Source organism: Rhodophyticola porphyridii, from assembly GCF_003688285.1.
GTDB classification, from domain to species: domain Bacteria; phylum Pseudomonadota; class Alphaproteobacteria; order Rhodobacterales; family Rhodobacteraceae; genus Rhodophyticola; species Rhodophyticola porphyridii.
Map to the genome: position 1 here is coordinate 311,823 of NZ_RCNT01000003.1, position 17,490 is coordinate 329,312.

Sequence of the window (17,490 nt, forward strand, 5' to 3'; positions counted from 1 at the left end):
CTATGCGCTATGACGTTGTCGTTGTCGGGGGCGGGCCCTCCGGTGCAACCGCCGCCGAAGACCTCGCCCGGTCCGGCCATAATGTGGCGCTTCTGGACCGTGCGGGGCGGATCAAGCCGTGCGGCGGGGCGGTTCCGCCGCGTCTGATCGCGGACTTCCATATTCCGGACGCGCAGATCGTGGCCAAGATCAACACCGCGCGGATGATTTCACCCACCAACCGACGCGTCGATATCCCGATCGAAAATGGCTATGTCGGCATGGTCGATCGGGAGAATTTCGACGAATTCCTCCGGGTCAGGGCGGTCGAGGCCGGTGCGACGCGGCTTACCGGCACCTTCACCCGGATCGAACGGGAGGACGAGGGGCCGGTTGTGATCTATCGCGACAAGGCCACCAAAGAAGAGACACGCGTCGCGGCAAAGCTCGTGATCGGGGCCGACGGCGCCCGCTCCAACGTTGCCCGCGCCGAGGTGCCGGGCGGTGACAAGATCCCCTATGTGATCGCCTATCACGAAATCATCGAGGCGCCGGGCAAGGTGGGAAGCTACGATCCGGAACGCTGCGATGTGGTCTATGATGGCCGGATCAGCCCGGATTTCTATGGCTGGGTGTTCCCGCATGGCAAATCGGCCAGTGTCGGCATGGGCTCCATGGTCAAGGATGTGGATCTGAAGAAGGCCACCGCCGATCTGCGTGAATCTTCGGGCCTGACGGATTGCACCACGATCCGCCGCGAAGGCGCGCCGATCCCGCTGAAACCGCTTGACCGGTGGGACAACGGCAAGGATGTCGTGCTGGCCGGAGACGCAGCCGGCGTTGTCGCGCCATCCTCGGGCGAGGGGATCTATTACGCGATGGTTGGCGGACGGGTTGCGGCGACGGCTGCGGCCGCCTGTCTGGCCAGCGGCCGGGTCAAGGACCTGCAGCTTGCGCGGAAACTGTTCATGCGCGAACACAAGAATGTCTTCAAGATCCTCGGCGCAATGCAGGATGCCTATTACAAGTCCGACGAGCGCAGGGAACGCTTCGTGTCGCTCTGTCACGATGTCGACGTCCAGCGCCTGACGTTCGAGGCCTATATGAACAAATCCCTGGTCAAGGCGCGCCCTCTTGCGCATATCAAGATCGGCATCAAGAATATCGCGCATCTGACAGGGCTTATACCGGCGACACGTGCATGAGTGACATGATTCCAACCTGGGTCGAAGGTGTTCTGACCCCTGTGGAAAAACTGGAGGCTCACAGGAAGGGGCTGCGGCATCAGGCGATTTCGGTGTTCCTGATGCGGGGCAACAAGACCCTGTTACAGCGCCGGGCACTTGGAAAATACCATACGCCGGGCCTGTGGGCGAATAGCTGCTGCACACATCCATATTGGGGCGAAAGCGCTTTGGATTGCGCGCAGCGCCGTCTGGGCGACGAGCTGGGGCTGCCGCCCATCCCGCTGATCTTCCGCGACCGGGTTGAATATCGCGCCGATGTGGGCGGCGGCATGATCGAGCATGAGGTTGTGGATATCTTTGTGGGCACTCTGCCTGAGACTGTGCCGGTTCTGCCAAATCCCGCCGAGGTTATGGATACGATCTGGCAGGGTCTGGACGATCTGGCCCAGGAGGTGGTGAAGACCCCGGCCAGCTTCACGCCCTGGTTGCAGATCTACCTGAGGGACCATGCGGCCAGCATTTTTGGAGACATGCACCCGGCCTGACATCTGCGTCAGACGCGGAGCCTGAACGCAGGATACCGCGCCCGATCAGGCGCGGTTTTTCGTTTCGAAATCGACGGTCGCGACACCCAGAGCCGACAATCCAGCCCCTGCTATATCGCCGGCGGTCAGCCCCGCTTCGGCATACATATCCGCCGGGCTGGCCTGGTCGATGAACGTATCGGGAAGCGTGAGCGTGCGGATCGCCAGACCCCGGTCAAGCCGCCCGGATGCCGCCAGATGGTGTAGAACCATCGCCCCGAACCCGCCGACAGCCCCCTGTTCCACCGTGATCAGAGCCTGGTGCTCCTCCGCCAGCCTGTCGATCAGACCGATGTCGAGCGGTTTGGCGAAACGGGCATCCGCGACAGTGACGGAAATGCCCTTGGCCTCTAGCTCTGCCGCAGCGTCCAGAACCTCGGACAGATGCGCGCCAAAGGACAGAATGGCCAGGTTAGAGCCTGTTTTCACGATACGGCCCTTGCCGATCTCCAGCACATCGCCGCGCTCGGGAAGGGCGACGCCAACCCCTTCGCCACGCGGATAGCGCAGCGCGATCGGCCCGTCGTCATGAGCGGCCATGGTGGCCATCATATGCACCAGCTCGGCCTCATCCGCGGCGGCCATGACGGTCATGTTCGGCAACGCGGCGAGATACCCGATATCGAACGCCCCCGCATGGGTCGGCCCGTCAGCCCCCACAAGCCCTGCGCGATCGATGCAGAATCGCACCGGCAGGTTTTGCAGCGCGACATCATGCACGATCTGGTCGTAACCCCTTTGCAGGAAGCTGGAATAGATCGCGCAGAAAGGCTTCAGCCCGCCCGCCGCAAGCGCGGCGGAGAAGGTCACCGCGTGTTGTTCCGCGATCCCCACATCGAACACCCGCGCGGGCATCGCCTTTTGCATCACATTGAGCCCGGTGCCACCGGGCATGGCCGCGGTCACGGCAACGATGCGGCTGTCCCGCTCCGCCTCTGCCAGCAAGGTAGTGCCGAAAACGGCAGTGTAGCTGGGTGCGTTGGGCTTGGATTTTGTCTGAACGCCTGTTTTCGGATCGAATTTGGCGACGCCGTGATAGCAATCATCCGCGCCCTCCGCCGGCGCATAGCCTTTGCCCTTCACGGTGACGCAGTGGATCAGAACCGGCCCGGTGGCGCGCGCCTTCGCGGCGCGGAGCACGGGCAACAGCTGATCCATGTCGTGGCCATCGATCGGGCCGATATAGTCAAATCCCATGTGCTCGAACAACGTGCCGCTGCCATGGGCGCCGGTTACCAGTTCACGCGCCCGTTCCGCCCCGGCCCGCAAGGGGGCAGGCAGATTGCGGGCGACCCCGTCCGCGATGTCTTTCAGCGCGTGAAGGGGCGTGTTTTCATAGAGCCCGGACAGATATTTCGACATGGCACCGACCGGGGGGGCGATGCTCATCTCGTTGTCGTTCAGGATGACGAACAGGCGCCGCCCTTCGGAGCCGGCGTTGTTCAGCGCTTCATAGGCCATGCCCGCCGAAATCGACCCGTCGCCGATGACCGCGATGGCATCGCCCGTCGCCTCGCCCAGCTCGCGCGCCATGGTGAAGCCGAGTGCGGCCGAGATCGAGGTGGAGGAATGTGCCGCGCCGAACGGATCGTAGTCGGACTCGGCGCGCTTGGTGAACCCGGACAACCCGCCTTTCTGGCGCAGCGTGCGGATCCGCGGGCGGCGGCCGGTGACGATTTTATGCGGGTAGCATTGGTGTCCCACATCCCAGATCAGCTTGTCATAGGGCGTGTTGAAGACCGCGTGGATCGCGACGGTCAATTCGACCACCCCAAGGGAGGAGCCGAGATGACCCCCGGTTTCAGATACCGCCGAAATCGTCTCCGCCCGCACCTCATCGGCGCATCGGGCAAGATCCGCGTCGCTCAGGCGCCGCAGATCCGCGGGATACTGAACCGTGTCTAACACAGGTGTTATCGGTCGGGTCATGGTCTGGGTCCTCCCCTGAAACGTCAAACGCCACGACACTCCTAAGGCGACCGCGGCGTTTGCTTGGCTTGTCTGGCTCAGCGGGCCGGTCATCCCGCAGTCACCAGGCCCGTCAGCGTCTATTGTTCGAAGGCGCTGTAATCGTAATCTCCGCTCGTCGTGGCAAGCTCGGGCCAGTTGTGGATCACATTCAGCCCCTCCATCGGACGCTGATAGCCCTGGTGACATGTCCGGCAGGCCGCAAGCGGCGGATCGCCATAGACAGGGCCAAGCCGCTCAGGCGGATAGACATCGGCCAGCGGCACCAGATAATCGGCATTCAACTCCTGCACCATCTGGATGCCGAGCGAGGCGGTCGCCCATTGCGGCGTGACCTGCGCGCCATCGTAGAAGGCACGAGAATTGTGGCAGAACGTGCAGTTCACGCCGAGAGAGTTGGAGATGTAGTTCATGAAGGCATAGGTCCGCTCGGTCTGCTGGATCAGCGGATCGCCGGGCAGATTTTCGACACGCGGCGCGAGATCGTGAACCGCGATCCGTTCGAAATCGAGCAGATAGGTCTCCAAATAGTCAGACGGCAGCGACGTGAAGTTGGAGGTCATCGTCACCCGGTTCTGGTTCGCAGACCATCCGGCCATGGCGCTGTTCACAGGCGAGATGCGGAACCAGATGTTGTCGGGAACATTCTGCCCGCGGTGGCAGGTGTAGCAGGTGACGCCCACCTGGGCATTGGCATTGACGTGAACATCCCAGTTTTCATTGATGCTCTGGGTCATTTCGATCATACGGCGCGCCACGACCTTGGTATAGAGATTGTCTTCGCCGTATTCCTCCAGCGCAACGTCGCCATGGCAATAGGCGCATCCCTGATCGGGCGCGACCCATTGGGTCATCGCATTCATCAGGCGGTTGAAATTGGCGTCGGTCAGCCCGCCCAGAACCTGTACGTTCTGATATATATCGCCGGCGAGCTCTTCGCCGCGTTCCGGAACGAAAGGCTCGTCGGTGTAGAAATCGGCCACCGTCATGTCGCCCCGGCGCAGGCTGACGTCGAACTCGGGGACATACATCGCCGTCCCGCGGGGGCCGGTCTGCATGCTGCTTGTCTGAGCCGGGTTGCCAAGCCCGATGATCACCACCGCCAGGATCACCGCCGACCCCATGACCGCTATCAGAATGGCCAACCCTCTTACGCTGGTGGGGTTATCCTTGTTCCATTGGTCAAACCATTTGGGCCGAATGCTCATTGACCTGTCTCCCGGCCAAGGAAGCCTTCGTAGGTTCCATAGGCCTCATAGCCATAGGGTTCGAGATATTCGGGCGCGAAATTGTGTTCGACCGCCCAGAGGAACCAGTTATCCACCACCGTTCCCGTCAACAGTATGCCGATGCCGCCGGTGATGGGCGTCAGGACCGCGAACCACCAGGCCCATCGGTGAATGCCTTCCATCGTAGCGTTGAATCCCATGGTCCAGCGCCAGAACAGCGCGGCCCTTTCGGAGGCGGTGCCACGGTCATAGATCTGCTCAAGCTCCCGGTCGCCGCCGAAGCGGGAGACGGCGAGGATGGTCGCGCCATGCATCGCGAAAAGCAGCACGGAGCCATAAAGGAAGACGATCGAGAGGCAGTGGAACGGGTTGTAATAGAGGTTGCCGTAGCGGATCGAGAAGGCCGTCGTCCAATCCAGATGCGGGAAGATGCCATAGGGCACGGCCTCGGACCAGCTTCCCATGAAGATGGGGCGGAACAGGCCCAGAACCAGGAACAGCCAGATGGCGGACAGAAACGCCCAGGCAATGTGTTTGCCCATCTTGTGTTCCACGGCCAGCAGATAGACTCTCAGCCACCATGTCATGACCGAGACCAGAAGGAAGAAGCTGGAGATGATGTACCAGCCGCCATCGTTGAGCGGCGGTATGCTCAGCCCGTATTCAGGGCCGGGCGGTTCCAGCGCAAGCCAGAAAAGCTGGCGGATGAACTCGGGGATCGACCAATCGACCTGCGCCAGCATGTTCAGGCCGACAATGTTCAGCCAGAGGGTGCCGGTGGCGAGGCTGACGACCCCCGCCCAGCCGAGGTAGATCGGTCCGAGCTGGGCATTGCCGAACCAGCCAAGCAGGGTCGAAAAACTCGCGCCCTTGGTCCGTTCCCGGGCCATGCGGTTTTCATTGTCCATCCCCATTTCAGGCGGGCCCTGAACCTGCACCTGGGTAAAGATGTTCTGATATTCGAAATACGCCATGATCATTCGCCTCCGATCAAAGCGGGTGCGTTTGCGCCATATGTGGCCGCACCGGTGCTGTCATGGACCAGCCCGGGATCGGGCCAGATCGGCAGCTCAAGCCACCAGTTCCACCATTCCGGCCAGCCGCTTGTCCAGACCGGACCCGAGATGATGATGCAGATCGCCGACCAGAACCCGGCGTTCAGCGCCAGAAGCAGGCCAACGCGGTGGATGCCGAGCGTTCCGATCGAATAGCCGATGAAGTCGCGGAAGAACGTGTCTTCGTCGTCCGGCGTCTTCGCGTTTTCGCCTTTCGCGGGGTTCGCCGCCGACAGGATCAGCCCGCCATGCAGCGCCAGCGCGAGCGTCGTCGCGAAGAAGAAGCTGACCGCGATCATATGGGCCGGATTGTAATGGAAATGCAGGTAGGAATAGCCGACGTTGGAAACCCAATCGAGATGGCTGAAGATTCCGTAAGGAAAGCCATGGCCCCAGGCGCCCATCAGAAGCGGGCGGAACACCACCAGCGTGACATAGGCAAAGATGGCGACGCTGAAGGCGAAGGGCACGTGATAGCCGATGCCCAGCTTGCGGCAGATTTCCACCTCGCGCAGCGCCCAGCTGCAGAACGCGCCGACCGCACAGAAGGTGATGATCTGCCAGAGGCCACCCTCCATCAGCGGCGCCATTCCCAGACCGTAGCTCAGGTCGGGGGGTGCGATATTGATGGTCCAGGGGTTGAAGTTGCCCTGCATCGCCGCGCCCCAGAAGATCAGGATGGTTCCCAACAGGGCGAAAAACGCGGTCGTGACGCCGAAGAAGCCGACATAGAACGGGCCGACCCAGAAATCGAACAGATCGCCGCCGATCAGAGTCCCTCCACGGACACGATATTTCCGTTCAAAGCTCAACAAAGCCATCTGTCTGTCTCCGCGTTCGGCGGCATGGGTCGCAGCAAGCGTCGTCAGCCGTCACACATTGGGGTTTCGATGGCCGCGGGCAGGATGCACCCGCCCGCAGCGTTCTTGTTCACATGACCCGGCGCGTCTGGCGACACGCCAACGGATCACATGCCGCCAGCTGCCGCCGCGGCAGTCTCAAACCAGTTGAGACCGCTGGACAGAACCACCAGGTGGATCATCGCAGCCAGCAGGAAGAGGAACACGCCCTGCGCCACGAACACGCGGCGCGGGTCGAAGATGAGCCAGATTTTATAGAACTTAGCCATATCTCAGCTCCTCAACCGAACCACGGGCGCCAGATATACGTGGCGATATGAGCTGCGAGGGCGATACCGGCAAAGAGCCAGAGCCCGCTCATATACACCGAGTGCAGCTCCTGCGCCTGCTCGTCGGTCAGACCCGTGAAAGACAGGTCGGAATTATCAGCCATATTTCCTCCGGAAGTTTGACTGATGCCGCAAACCCTGCGGCCGGGCCCCGACAAGGCCTCATTGCCCTGCCGGCATTCACCCACCGGGTTGCCCCGGTTTGTGAAATCTCTTCGACCCTATCGGGCCAATTCGGCTCGACCCTCAGGCCGAGAAGATCATCGGCGTGATGATCCGCGCCTGGCTCCAGGCACGGGCCACCGGGCCCCTGTCCGTCATCGAGCCGCTGCGGATCGCCGCCAGCGCCCAGGTCAGCATCGCCAATGGCAATGCAGCCAGGAAAATGATCGCGAAATAGATCATGAACTCCGTCTTTGGCGGCTTGTGCCGCGTGACAGGTGCATCCGAGGTGTAATCAGTCATCACGCCCCTCCCTTAGGTTGATGATCGGGATCCACGCCGGCCGGAGCCAGTGCGGCAATGGTTTCACGCACAACCCGTTCGGCGCCCTGCTCCAGCGCCGATTTCTCGGCGGCGTCGCGCAGGGTCTTGGCCGCGGAAATGCGGGTCAGAACCGGGTGGTTTTCGACGATCTTGTCGAGCAGGGCCTGCGCATCGGCATCCCAGGGGAAGTCCCGGCGCAGGGTTGTGGGCGTGGCCTCCGCACTGTCCATCTCGCTGCCCAGCGGCAGGATGTGGAACAGCGCGTCGAAAAGGCCGTTGCAGACCTCCTGAAGCAGATAGGTTGCGCCCGCATAGCCCATGAAGGGCGTACCGGTGGCGCGGCGGATCGCGGCGCCGGGGAAGCTGGCGGGAATGAAGGCGGGCTTGGGCCCGTGGCCGCCGGACAGTTCGGCGAGATACATTTTCTCGTTGATCGACCCCATCAGGATGAGCGGCCGATGCTGCGCAACCATCGCGCGGACCTCTTCGTTATTGGTCTTTTTGCCGGCCACCCGGGCCACGGCAAAGGCGCAGGGCAGGCCCAGATCGGTTTCAAGGAAATTGCGGATGCCGCGGGCGTAGGTTTCGTTCGCGACGATGCCGAAACTCGCCGTGGCGAAGAAATCCTGCGTGACCGAACGCCAGAGATCCCAGACGGGCTTGATGGTGGAGTGCTTCTCGCGCTCGATGAAGGGCTCGGGATCGAGATCCAGCATTTCACCCAGCTTGCGCAGGAATTTCGTGGTGCTTTCCACGCCGATCGGAGCCTGAAGATAGGGCTTGCCAAGGCATTCGCTCAGGCCGCGGCCAAACTCCCGGTACATGCAGATATTCACATCCGCATTCACCAGATTCCGCATCTCCGCCAGATGGCTGCCCAACGGCATGACCATGTTGACCTCGGCCCCGATACCTTCGACGAGGCGACGGATCTCCGCCAGATCGGAGGGCATGTTGAACGTGCCATACATCGGCCCGAGGATGTTCACCCGGGGCGCGGCACCCTCCTCGCGTTTCTTTTCGGGCGGCATCCGGCCCTTGGTCATGCCGAATTCGGTGAAGATCCAGGTCATCGCGCGATCGGCGCATTCCCATTGATCCTCGTCGATGGTGCGCGGAAGGAAGCGCTGGATATTCGTGCCCTGGGGCGTCACGCCGCCGCCGATCATCTCGGCAATCGAGCCGGTGACCACAACGGCCGGCAAAGCGGGATCAAGCGTGCCCCAGGCGCGTTTCATCGCGCCCTCCGTGCCGTCGCGGCCCAGCTCTTCCTCGCCCAGACCGGTGGTCACGATCGGCAACTCATGGGGCGGCAACGCATCGGTGTAATGCAGAACCGACGTCACCGGCAGATTTTCGCACCCGACCGGCCCGTCGATCACGACCTGCAGACCCTTGACGGCGCAGAAGGCATAGATCGCCCCCCAGTATCCGCCCGCGCGATCATGATCCTGAACGAGCATCAGATCATCTCCTGCGCTTTGGCGGCGCGCGCCTGTTTGTCGAGTTTCTTCTGATGCGCGGCGCGGAAATCGGGGCGCAGGTTCGGATCACCCTCCCAGACGCCGGCGGTGTCGCCATGACCCACGCCTTCGAAGAAGTCGCGCATATGGTCCATACGGTCCTTGTTGCCCATCGCAGCATTGACGACCTGTTGCAGGCTGCCGGCCCCCATCGGGCCCATCAGGGGGCGCGCCGAGATGAGGTTGGTGAAGTAGAGCGACGGGATGCCAAGCTCCTTGCCCTTCTGCACGACGGGCGTGGTGCCGACCGCGAGATCGGGCTTGATCGCCTCCATCGCGGCGCAATCGTCTTCCAGCGAGGCGCGGAACTTGACCTTCGCGCCATGCGCCTCCAGCCAGTCGACATCGTCCCTGGACCAGGCGGTCTTTGGGCAGGCGGTTCCGACATAGGGAATTTCGGCCCCGCTTTCGATCAGCAAACGGGCCACCAGAAGCTCCGAGCCCTCATAGCCCGACAATGTGATCGTACCCTTGACCGGCGTGCGCGCCAGCGCTTCCCTGATCGCGGGCAGGAATGCGTTTTGCGACGCCGCGACCTTGTCGGTGGCGATCCCGAAGGCGTCCCCGATATTGGCCAGCCAGGCGGCGGTGCCGTCATGCCCCACAGGGGCGGAGCCCACGATGGGGCGGCCTGCGGCCTCGAACTCGCGGATCGCGGCGGTGTAAAACGGGTGGATCGCGGCAACGGCGCCGCAATCCAGAGCAGAATAGAGCTCACGCCACTCACGGCAGGGAACGACCGGACCTGCCGCCAGACCGAGTGGCGCGAGCATCCCACCTATTCCAATAGGATCAGCTGGGAACATTTCGCCCAACAGGGTCACTGTCGGACGGTCTGATTTACCCGAGACAGGGGCTTGAACGGGACCGGCCTCCACCTCCTGTCGGGCATAGTTGAGCATGGCGCCGGCCAAAACGTCCTTGGCCTCCGCATGCGTCGGGATCCCGAAACCGGGAACATCAATGCCCACAATGCGGACACCGTTGATTTCGCTTGGCAAAAGCCGAAGCGGCACACCCGAAGCCGTCGGAACGCAAAGATTGGTGACCACGATGGCGTCATAGCGCTCGGGGTCGGCCATATCGTGCACGGCTTCGCGGATGTCTTCGAAGAGTTTCCCCGTTACCAGGGTCTCTGAATTGAACGGGACGTAGCCCACCGATCGGCGGGCGCCGTAGAAATGCGAGACGAAGGTCAGCCCGTAGACGCAGCAGGCCGACCCCGACAGAACCGTGGCCGTCCGCCGCATCCGCAAGCCGACGCGGAGCGACCCGAAGGCGGGGCACATGGATTGCGGCTTGTCATGGGGGCCTTGCGGATAGTCCTTGGCATACTGATCGAGGATCTCGGATTTGCCGGCCATTCGCGCGGCTTTCTCCATCTCGGCGGCACCGGCATGGCATCCCATCCCGTCGCCCGCCAGATTGGGAGCGGGTGCCGGACTTTCGTCGCGGTCCTCACCCATGGTCACCTCGACCTCGGCGGCGGCGTCATATGTGATCTCTTCGCTCATCCTTCCCCCTTCGTCCGCCCGGAGGGACCACTGAGATTGCGGAAGATGTCGCGCAGCAGACGACGGAGCTGATCCGGCCGGGCGCGTTCAAGCGTCAGATCCGTACACTCAACGCCCTGATGGGTGCTGCATTCCTTACACATCGTCATACACCACCTCCAAAGAGGCTTTGGGCTTGGCGTTCTTGCCGCGCATGTCGGTATCGGTGGCGGGCTCCAGCACCACGCCTGCGCCGGTGTCGGATCCGTCAAACAGCTCCAGAAGCTCATCCTGGCTAAGCGCGGTCGGCCGCATCGGCGGCGCTGCGGCGACGTTTTCGCCAAGCGCGGCGAACAGGCCACCCCACTGGCTCTCGCCGGTGCCGACGATCTGGTAATTCGCGGATTTCTTGCGCAGGTCGTCATCCTGCGGGATCGAGGCCAGAACCGGGATATCGACCGCCTTGGCAAAGGCCTGCGCCTCACCGGAGCCGTCATCCTTGTTGATGACCAACCCCGCCACGCCGACATTGCCGCCGAGCTTGCGGAAGTACTCCACCGCCGAACAGACATTGTTGGCCACGTAGAGCGATTGCAGGTCGTTCGACCCAACAAGGATCACCTTCTGCGCCATGTCCCGCGCGATGGGCAGGCCGAACCCGCCGCAGACCACATCGCCCAGAAAGTCGAGCAGAACGTAATCGAAATCCCAATCGTGGAAGCCCAGTTTTTCCAGCAGCTCGAAGCCGTGGATGATGCCGCGCCCGCCGCAGCCGCGGCCAACCTCGGGGCCACCCAGCTCCATGGCGAAGACACCGCCGCGCTTGAAGCAGACATCCCCGATTTTCACCTCTTCGCCCGCCAGTTTCTTGCGGGTCGAGGTTTCGATGATCGTGGGGCAGGCCTTGCCGCCGAAGAGCAGGCTGGTGGTATCCGATTTCGGGTCGCAGCCGATCAGCAGCACCCGCTTTCCCTGCTCGGCCATCATGTGGCTGAGATTGGCCAGTGTGAAGGATTTGCCAATCCCGCCCTTACCGTAGATCGCGATGATCTGCGTCTTCTTGGTCGGCTCGCCCTGCGGCACTTCCAGCGTCGGCTCGGCGGCTTCTTCCCGAAGCTTGTTGTCGTAATCCTTGAGATTCGGGATATCGAGGGTCATGCGGCGTTCTCCCAGTTCAGGATCATCTTCAGGCAGGCCGGATCTTCGAATGCCGTCTGGTAGGCAGTTCTGGCCTGATGGGCGGGAAGGTTATGTGTGATCAGCCCGTGCAGGTTCAGCGCGCCGTGATCGATGAGATCGCGGGTGGCGACCAGATCGGCGCGCGTCCACTCGGCGGCGATGCGGAACCGGGCCTCTTTCATGAAGGCAGGCGGGAAGGCGAAGCTGAGCGGTTCGGGATAGAAGCCGGCCAGCACGATTTCGCCGCCCTTGGCGATGCGGCCGATCAGCGGGTTGAGCAGGCTGCCATCGCCGGTGGCATCGTAGATGCAGCCGTAATCCTTGCGGTCGTCGCTGTCGGGGTGAAGGACGGTGTAGCCCTCGGCACCGGTCGCGCGGTCCTCGCTGATCTCCCAGACGGTGGGCGGCTTGCCCCCGGCGGCGATTGTCAGCCGCGCGAGAAGACGCCCGAACACGCCGTGGCCGACGATGAGGTCGGGCAGTGTCTTGTCAAGGCCGGCCATCGCGTGCCGCGCAGTCGCGGCCAGCGCGAGAAGGGCGCCCTCGGCCCCCATCGCGGCGTCGATGCGCACGACGCGGGCGGCGGGGGTCACAAGATGATGCGATGCACCGCCGAAGAGGCCCTTGACCTCGCCATAGCAATTCGCGCCGGGTACAAAGACCCGCTCCCCGACCGAGAAACCGGTATTCGCTCCCGCTTCGACAACCTCTCCCGCGGCCTCGTACCCGGGAACGAGCGGGTAGCCCATGCCGGGGAAGGGCGGCATGTCGCCGGACCAGAAGAGCTTTTCCGTGCCCGTCGATATGCCGGAATGGGAAACCGCGATCACCAGATCATCGGCTGTCGGTTCGTCCAGCTCCAACGCGCCGAGATCCAGTTTACGTGGACCTTCGAGAATGACGGCGGTGGTTTGCACTGGCTTGTCCTTTCTCGCGAATCTGGCGGTGCGCAGACCTGTCATCGAAGCGCGACAGGTCAAATCTCATGTGTCAGTTTAACCTGACACTTTTACATGTCAACGGAAATGGACAGCCGGATTGTCGGGATATTCAGGCTTTCTTCGCCGTCACCACGCGGGTGACGAAGGGGCGATCAACCCTTGGGGTAGTCACAGCAACAAAACCCGCCTCTGAAAGCAGATCAGCGATTCGCCTTGCGGAGCGTACGGTGCCGGTTCGCATGGCGAGGCAATACAACGCAAAATAGGCGTCTCCGGCCCTTTCGGGGCGGTCGCCGCCGGACATCGGCTCGGAAATCACGATGCGTCCGCCCGGCGGCAGGGTTGCGTGGGCGCTGGCCAGAAGGGCGCGAACCGTCGTGTCCTGATGGTCATAGAGCACCCGGATCAGGCTGATCGCGTCCGCACCAATCGGAAGCGGATCGCGTTGAAAGCTTCCCGAATGGATGGCCGCGCGGCCGGATAGCCCTGCGGCATCGAATCGATCCCGCGCCGCGGGCGCCACGGCCGGGAGATCGAAGAGATGAAGCGCCAGTTCAGGGTAAGCGGCGCCCACGGCCGCAAGGAAGGCACCAGTCCCGCCGCCGATATCGAGCAGGGCGGTGGTGTCTGACAGGTCGATGGCTTTCAGTGTTTCTTCGGCCACGAGCACCTGACTGTCCGCCATCAAGTTCGAATAGGTGACGGCAACATCCGGATCCACATCGCCATCGGCACCGAAGACATAGGGCCAGAACCCGGCCAGTTCGGTTTCCGTCTCGCCCCTGAAAAACGCGCCTGGTTCGGCGAGGTCGCGGTAGAGAACGGAGTGATGCAGGATCATCTCCCGCAGACCGGGCACACCGTTCAGCGCAGCGCCCAGCCGCGTGAGGCGAAAGCGGCCATCGCGACAACGTTTCAGCAGGTCGAGAGCGGCGGCGGCCTGACAGAGCACGGCCATCCGTTCAGGAGGAACCCCGCATCTGAGCGCAAGCTCGGCCGGGCTGCGCGGCCCGTTGGCCAGATGCTCGACCAGGCCGAGGGAGACCGCCGCGTGCAAGACCTGGCTGTAGGTAAAGCCGGCAACGAGATCGAACAAACGCTCCCCGTCGCGTCTGGCGGTGCGTCTGGTCAGGGGAAACCGTGCGGCCCAGCTTTGAAAGTCACGCGAGCCGACAAGACGATCCCGCCATGCGGCGATCCGATCGGTCAGCGATTGTGTGCCGGATCCGTGATTGTCCACGGTCGCCATGGGTCAGACGGTCTGCCGCGACGGGACGACGGGCGTCAGCCGCTCAGCCTGCTTGCGGACCATTTCGCAAAGCATCGCCTCGCCCGGACAGGACGGGATCGAGGAAATCGCGCCGCCCAGAATATCTTCCAGCCGGCTGATCGCGCCGCGCACACCAAGCGCCGCGACCGCATTGGGGCGATCGTGGATTTCATCCTGATGGGCGGGCTTACCAAGCGTGGCCTCATCGTAAAGCGCGTCGCGCAGATCATCTGCGACCTGAAACGCCTCGCCGATGCGCGCGCCCAGCTCAGTCCATGCCTCGGGGTCTTCGCCAGCCGCAGCGGCGCCCATGCGCGTGGCGGCGGTGAAGAGCGCGCCGGTTTTCGCGCGGTGATATGCGCCAAGGTCGATCTTGTCTTCGCTTTCCCAGCCCTGCCCCGCGCAGATACCTCCCGGCATGCCGGTGCTTTCGCCAAGAATACGGATCAGCGATATGGCGCGGGCCGGGTCATGCTCGGCCGCGCGCGCCAGAACCTCGAACGCCATGATGATCAGCGAGTCGCCCGTCAGTAATGCCAGCGGCTCGCCAAAGGCCTTGTGAACCGACGGCTTGCCGCGCCGGATGTCGGCATCGTCGAAACAGGGCATGTCGTCATGGACAAGGCTGGCGCAATGGATCAGCTCGATCGCCGCCGCAGCCGCGTTCGACACCTCGGGCCGGTCATCGCCGCAGGCGAAGGACACGGACATCGCGATTGTCGGGCGAATGCGCGCGCCGCCGGGGTTCACCGCATAATCCAGTGCGGCGGCCAGTTTCGGCGGTGCCTGTCCACCCTGCGCCTGGGCGATGGCATTGGCGATGGTCGTTTCGATTCGTGATTTCAACGGCATGAGAACTCCGGAAAACCCGTGCATGTCAGCAGAGTGCGACATGACATGTGTAAATTACACTGGACACTCCCGTGCCGTGTGTCAACAATAAGTGACAGATCGACCGGAGGCTTCGCACGTGCCCAACCCTACGGACACTGCTGTTGTGATTGGTGCCGGCATCGCCGGATTATCGGCGGCATTGCGGCTGTCGCATGCGGGCCTGCGGGTGCGCGTGATCGACATGCATGACGCCCCCGGAGGGAAGATGCGCACACTCCCCTCCGCTGCGGGGCCGGTGGATGCGGGGCCAACCGTTCTGACCATGCGGCCCGTCTTCGAGGAGTTGTTTGCCGAGGTTGGCGAGCGCCTTGAGGATCACGTCACCCTTCATAGGGAGACGGTCCTTGCGCGGCATTGGTGGGCCGATGGAACCAGCCTTGATCTGTTCGACGATACCGAACGTAGCGCCGAAGCGGTTCGCCTGTTCGCGGGCGAAAGGGCGGAGGCGGAGTTCCGTGCATTTTCGGCACGGGCGGCGCGGCTTTATGACGGGTTCGATGCGCCGATGATGCAATCCGATGCGCCGGGCCTTCGGGGGCTGAGCGCACATGTCTTGCGGCACCCGCGGCTCATCAGGGACATGGCGCCTCTCAAGACACTGGCAGGCTCCCTTGCCGCGCAGTTCAGCGACCCGCGCTTGCGACAGCTTTTCGGGCGATATGCAACATATGTCGGCGGATCACCCTATCGGAGCCCGGCGATTCTGGGACTGATCTGGCGATCCGAAGCCAATGGTGTCTGGCGCGTCCAGGGGGGAATGCACCGGCTGGCGCAGGCGCTGCGCGATCTCAGCGCGAAATTCGGTGCGGAGTTCAGCTTCGGAGAGCGCGCCACCCGGATCGAACAGCAGGACGGGCACGTCAGTGCGGTCCATCTTCAATCGGGCGAAAGGCTGGTGTGCGACCGCGTGGTCTTCAACGGGGACCCCAAGGCCCTGTACGAGGGGCTGCTTGGACCGGGCGTTGCCCGCGCGGTGGAGAAAAAGGCCGTGCTGCCGCGCAGCCTTTCGGCCTATGTCTGGGCCTTCGCCGCGCAGGCCAAAGGCTGCGATCTCAGTCATCACAATGTATTCTTCGCGACGGACCCGAAATCCGAATTCGACGATCTGGCCGCCGGGCGGATGCCGCGAGATCCCACGCTTTATCTGTGCGCGCAGGACCGTGGCGACGGGATCCCCTCAATAAGCCCGGAGCGCTTCGAGATCATCATGAACGGCCCGGCAGGCGAGATCCCGGATACCGAGGAGGCCCAGATATGCCAAACCCGCACGTTCGAGACGTTTCGGAGGCTGGGATTGACCTTCTCTCCGAGGCCGGAGACCAGCACTCTGACGACCCCGTCGGCGTTCGACCGGCTTTTCCCCGGCTCGGACGGATCACTTTACGGGCGGAGCCCGCACGGGATGATGGCGGCCTTCCACCGGCCGAAGGTGCGCAGCCGGATCCCGGGTCTCTATCTGGCGGGGGGCGGGGTACATCCCGGAGCGGGCGTTCCGATGGCCTGCCTCTCCGGGCGGCACGCGGCCGCGGCGATCTTGGGCGACCGTGCTTCAACCTCAACATCCCGCCGGACGGTTATGCCTGGTGGTATGTCGACGGGATCAGCGACGATGGCGAAAAGGCAATCTCCATCATCGGTTTCATAGGCTCGGTTTTTTCGCCCTGGTATCGATGGTCGGGCCGGAAGAACCCGGCCGATCACTGCTGCCTGAACGTCGTCACCTATGGACGCGGCGGGCGTTGGACGATGACCGATCGCGGGCAGGAAGCGCTGAAACTTTCCGATGACCGATTGCAGATCGGCCCGTCTGCCATGCAATGGGATGGCGAAAAGCTGATCGTCGAGATCAACGAGATCAGCACCCCCCACGCCCAGCGGATCAGCGGCACCGTAACGGTGCGGCCATCGGCCCTGACGACGGTGGAGTTGCCACTGACCGAGGATGGAGCGCATGTCTGGCGGCCTTTCGCCCCGAAGGCAGAGATCGACGTGGCGCTGAACCGCCCGGGCTGGACCTGGTCCGGGCATGGATATTTCGACGCGAATTTCGGAACCCGCGCCTTGGAGGCGGATTTTAGCTACTGGACCTGGGGCCGGTTCCCACTGAAAGACGGGGCCGCGTGTTTTTACGACGCAGTGCGGAGGGACGGGACGGATCTGGCCACCGCGATCGGGTTTGCCGAAGACGGCACCCCGCGCGCGATCGAGATGCCGCCAAAGGCGAGGCTGCCGCGCCCTTTCTGGCTGGTGAAACGCGAAACGCGGGCTGATGAGGGATACGCGCCGAAACAAGTGAAGGCGATGCTGGACGCCCCGTTTTACAACCGTTCCGCGGTGCGCACACGGATCAATGGCGAGGAAACCGTGGGTGTTCATGAGGCGCTGGATCTGAACCGGTTTTCCTCGAACTGGCTCATGCCGATGCTGGCCGTCCGCGTACCACGACGGGCCCGCTGGCCCGGCTAGAACTTGTTCCCCGACCCTGCCTTGTCCATATAGGGCCAAGGATAGGA

General features: G+C 63.1%; 17 protein-coding genes. 4 read left to right on the forward strand and 13 right to left on the reverse strand.

The genetic code is table 11. The annotated features are described in order from the left end of the window. Nucleotides 1-2 precede the first annotated feature (2 nt). Both D9R08_RS08360 and idi read left to right on the forward strand, forming a co-directional pair. Entirely contained in the window at nucleotides 3-1,184 is a 1,182-nt protein-coding gene (locus D9R08_RS08360) for a geranylgeranyl diphosphate reductase (RefSeq protein ID WP_121897568.1), read from the forward strand. Next, nucleotides 1,181-1,711: an isopentenyl-diphosphate Delta-isomerase gene (gene idi / locus D9R08_RS08365; protein ID WP_121897569.1), complete on the forward strand. Its 531-nt coding sequence runs from the start codon at nucleotides 1,181-1,183 to the stop codon at nucleotides 1,709-1,711. Before D9R08_RS08360 ends, idi begins: the two co-directional genes overlap by 4 nt. Before the next feature lie 45 nt (nucleotides 1,712-1,756). Here idi and dxs read toward each other — a convergent pair whose 3' ends face one another. The 13 genes from dxs to D9R08_RS08430 all read right to left on the reverse strand — a co-directional run bounded on the left by dxs (nucleotide 1,757) and on the right by D9R08_RS08430 (nucleotide 14,935). Further along, nucleotides 1,757-3,679 carry a 1-deoxy-D-xylulose-5-phosphate synthase gene (gene dxs, locus D9R08_RS08370; RefSeq protein WP_121897570.1) on the reverse strand — a complete coding sequence of 641 codons (1,923 nt, stop codon included), beginning with the start codon at nucleotides 3,677-3,679 and terminating at the stop codon, nucleotides 1,757-1,759. A gap of 119 nt (nucleotides 3,680-3,798) precedes the next feature. Beyond that, nucleotides 3,799-4,926, reverse strand: a complete 1,128-nt coding sequence (gene pufC / locus D9R08_RS08375; RefSeq protein ID WP_407690602.1) for a photosynthetic reaction center cytochrome PufC — start codon at nucleotides 4,924-4,926, stop codon at nucleotides 3,799-3,801. Continuing rightward, entirely contained in the window at nucleotides 4,923-5,921 is a 999-nt protein-coding gene (gene pufM, locus D9R08_RS08380; protein WP_121897696.1) for a photosynthetic reaction center subunit M, read from the reverse strand. Before pufM ends, pufC begins: the two co-directional genes overlap by 4 nt. Nucleotides 5,922-5,923: 2 nt before the next feature. Further along, a complete protein-coding gene (pufL, locus tag D9R08_RS08385; protein WP_121897571.1) occupies nucleotides 5,924-6,823 on the reverse strand; it encodes a photosynthetic reaction center subunit L in 900 nt (299 codons plus the stop codon). A gap of 146 nt (nucleotides 6,824-6,969) precedes the next feature. Beyond that, nucleotides 6,970-7,131, reverse strand: coding sequence for a light-harvesting antenna LH1, alpha subunit (gene pufA, locus D9R08_RS08390; RefSeq protein ID WP_121897572.1), 162 nt, complete (start codon nucleotides 7,129-7,131; stop codon nucleotides 6,970-6,972). A gap of 11 nt (nucleotides 7,132-7,142) precedes the next feature. Then, complete coding sequence (gene pufB, locus D9R08_RS08395; RefSeq protein ID WP_121897573.1) at nucleotides 7,143-7,295, reverse strand: light-harvesting antenna LH1, beta subunit; 153 nt, start codon at nucleotides 7,293-7,295, stop codon at nucleotides 7,143-7,145. Between the two features lie 142 nt (nucleotides 7,296-7,437). Beyond that, complete coding sequence (gene pufQ, locus D9R08_RS08400) at nucleotides 7,438-7,656, reverse strand: cytochrome PufQ (protein ID WP_121897574.1); 219 nt, start codon at nucleotides 7,654-7,656, stop codon at nucleotides 7,438-7,440. Next, nucleotides 7,656-9,140 carry a chlorophyllide a reductase subunit Z gene (bchZ, locus tag D9R08_RS08405; protein WP_121897575.1) on the reverse strand — a complete coding sequence of 495 codons (1,485 nt, stop codon included), beginning with the start codon at nucleotides 9,138-9,140 and terminating at the stop codon, nucleotides 7,656-7,658. Before bchZ ends, pufQ begins: the two co-directional genes overlap by 1 nt. Beyond that, nucleotides 9,140-10,714 (reverse strand): chlorophyllide a reductase subunit Y, encoded by a 1,575-nt coding sequence (gene bchY / locus D9R08_RS08410; protein ID WP_121897576.1) that lies wholly within the window; start codon nucleotides 10,712-10,714, stop codon nucleotides 9,140-9,142. Before bchY ends, bchZ begins: the two co-directional genes overlap by 1 nt. A 135-nt stretch (nucleotides 10,715-10,849) precedes the next feature. Next, nucleotides 10,850-11,851, reverse strand: a complete 1,002-nt coding sequence (locus D9R08_RS08415) for a chlorophyllide a reductase iron protein subunit X (protein WP_121897577.1) — start codon at nucleotides 11,849-11,851, stop codon at nucleotides 10,850-10,852. Beyond that, nucleotides 11,848-12,789 carry a chlorophyll synthesis pathway protein BchC gene (gene bchC / locus D9R08_RS08420; protein WP_121897697.1) on the reverse strand — a complete coding sequence of 314 codons (942 nt, stop codon included), beginning with the start codon at nucleotides 12,787-12,789 and terminating at the stop codon, nucleotides 11,848-11,850. Before bchC ends, D9R08_RS08415 begins: the two co-directional genes overlap by 4 nt. A gap of 133 nt (nucleotides 12,790-12,922) precedes the next feature. Continuing rightward, nucleotides 12,923-14,062 carry a methyltransferase gene (locus D9R08_RS08425; protein ID WP_121897578.1) on the reverse strand — a complete coding sequence of 380 codons (1,140 nt, stop codon included), beginning with the start codon at nucleotides 14,060-14,062 and terminating at the stop codon, nucleotides 12,923-12,925. A gap of 3 nt (nucleotides 14,063-14,065) precedes the next feature. Continuing rightward, nucleotides 14,066-14,935 (reverse strand): polyprenyl synthetase family protein, encoded by an 870-nt coding sequence (locus D9R08_RS08430; RefSeq protein ID WP_121897579.1) that lies wholly within the window; start codon nucleotides 14,933-14,935, stop codon nucleotides 14,066-14,068. 118 nt (nucleotides 14,936-15,053) lie between these two features. Here D9R08_RS08430 and crtD point away from each other — a divergent pair, with 118 nt between their 5' ends. Beyond that, on the forward strand, nucleotides 15,054-16,622 hold the full coding sequence (crtD, locus tag D9R08_RS08435; RefSeq protein ID WP_121897580.1) for a 1-hydroxycarotenoid 3,4-desaturase CrtD: 1,569 nt from the start codon (nucleotides 15,054-15,056) through the stop codon (nucleotides 16,620-16,622). Continuing rightward, nucleotides 16,577-17,443: a carotenoid 1,2-hydratase gene (crtC, locus tag D9R08_RS08440; RefSeq protein ID WP_121897698.1), complete on the forward strand. Its 867-nt coding sequence runs from the start codon at nucleotides 16,577-16,579 to the stop codon at nucleotides 17,441-17,443. Before crtD ends, crtC begins: the two co-directional genes overlap by 46 nt. Nucleotides 17,444-17,490 lie beyond the last annotated feature (47 nt).

Excerpts from the sequence above, each read along its gene's own strand:
- D9R08_RS08360 (WP_121897568.1), top strand. The coding sequence starts at position 3 with ATGCGCTATGACGTTGTCGTTGTCGGGGGCGGGCCCTCCGGTGCAACC.
- idi (WP_121897569.1), top strand. The coding sequence starts at position 1,181 with ATGAGTGACATGATTCCAACCTGGGTCGAAGGTGTTCTGACCCCTGTG.
- dxs (WP_121897570.1), bottom strand. The coding sequence starts at position 3,679 with ATGACCCGACCGATAACACCTGTGTTAGACACGGTTCAGTATCCCGCG.
- pufC (WP_407690602.1), bottom strand. The coding sequence starts at position 4,926 with ATGAGCATTCGGCCCAAATGGTTTGACCAATGGAACAAGGATAACCCC.
- pufM (WP_121897696.1), bottom strand. The coding sequence starts at position 5,921 with ATGGCGTATTTCGAATATCAGAACATCTTTACCCAGGTGCAGGTTCAG.
- pufL (WP_121897571.1), bottom strand. The coding sequence starts at position 6,823 with ATGGCTTTGTTGAGCTTTGAACGGAAATATCGTGTCCGTGGAGGGACT.
- pufA (WP_121897572.1), bottom strand. The coding sequence starts at position 7,131 with ATGGCTAAGTTCTATAAAATCTGGCTCATCTTCGACCCGCGCCGCGTG.
- pufB (WP_121897573.1), bottom strand. The coding sequence starts at position 7,295 with ATGGCTGATAATTCCGACCTGTCTTTCACGGGTCTGACCGACGAGCAG.
- pufQ (WP_121897574.1), bottom strand. The coding sequence starts at position 7,656 with ATGACTGATTACACCTCGGATGCACCTGTCACGCGGCACAAGCCGCCA.
- bchZ (WP_121897575.1), bottom strand. The coding sequence starts at position 9,140 with ATGCTCGTTCAGGATCATGATCGCGCGGGCGGATACTGGGGGGCGATC.
- bchY (WP_121897576.1), bottom strand. The coding sequence starts at position 10,714 with ATGAGCGAAGAGATCACATATGACGCCGCCGCCGAGGTCGAGGTGACC.
- D9R08_RS08415 (WP_121897577.1), bottom strand. The coding sequence starts at position 11,851 with ATGACCCTCGATATCCCGAATCTCAAGGATTACGACAACAAGCTTCGG.
- D9R08_RS08425 (WP_121897578.1), bottom strand. The coding sequence starts at position 14,062 with ATGGCGACCGTGGACAATCACGGATCCGGCACACAATCGCTGACCGAT.
- D9R08_RS08430 (WP_121897579.1), bottom strand. The coding sequence starts at position 14,935 with ATGCCGTTGAAATCACGAATCGAAACGACCATCGCCAATGCCATCGCC.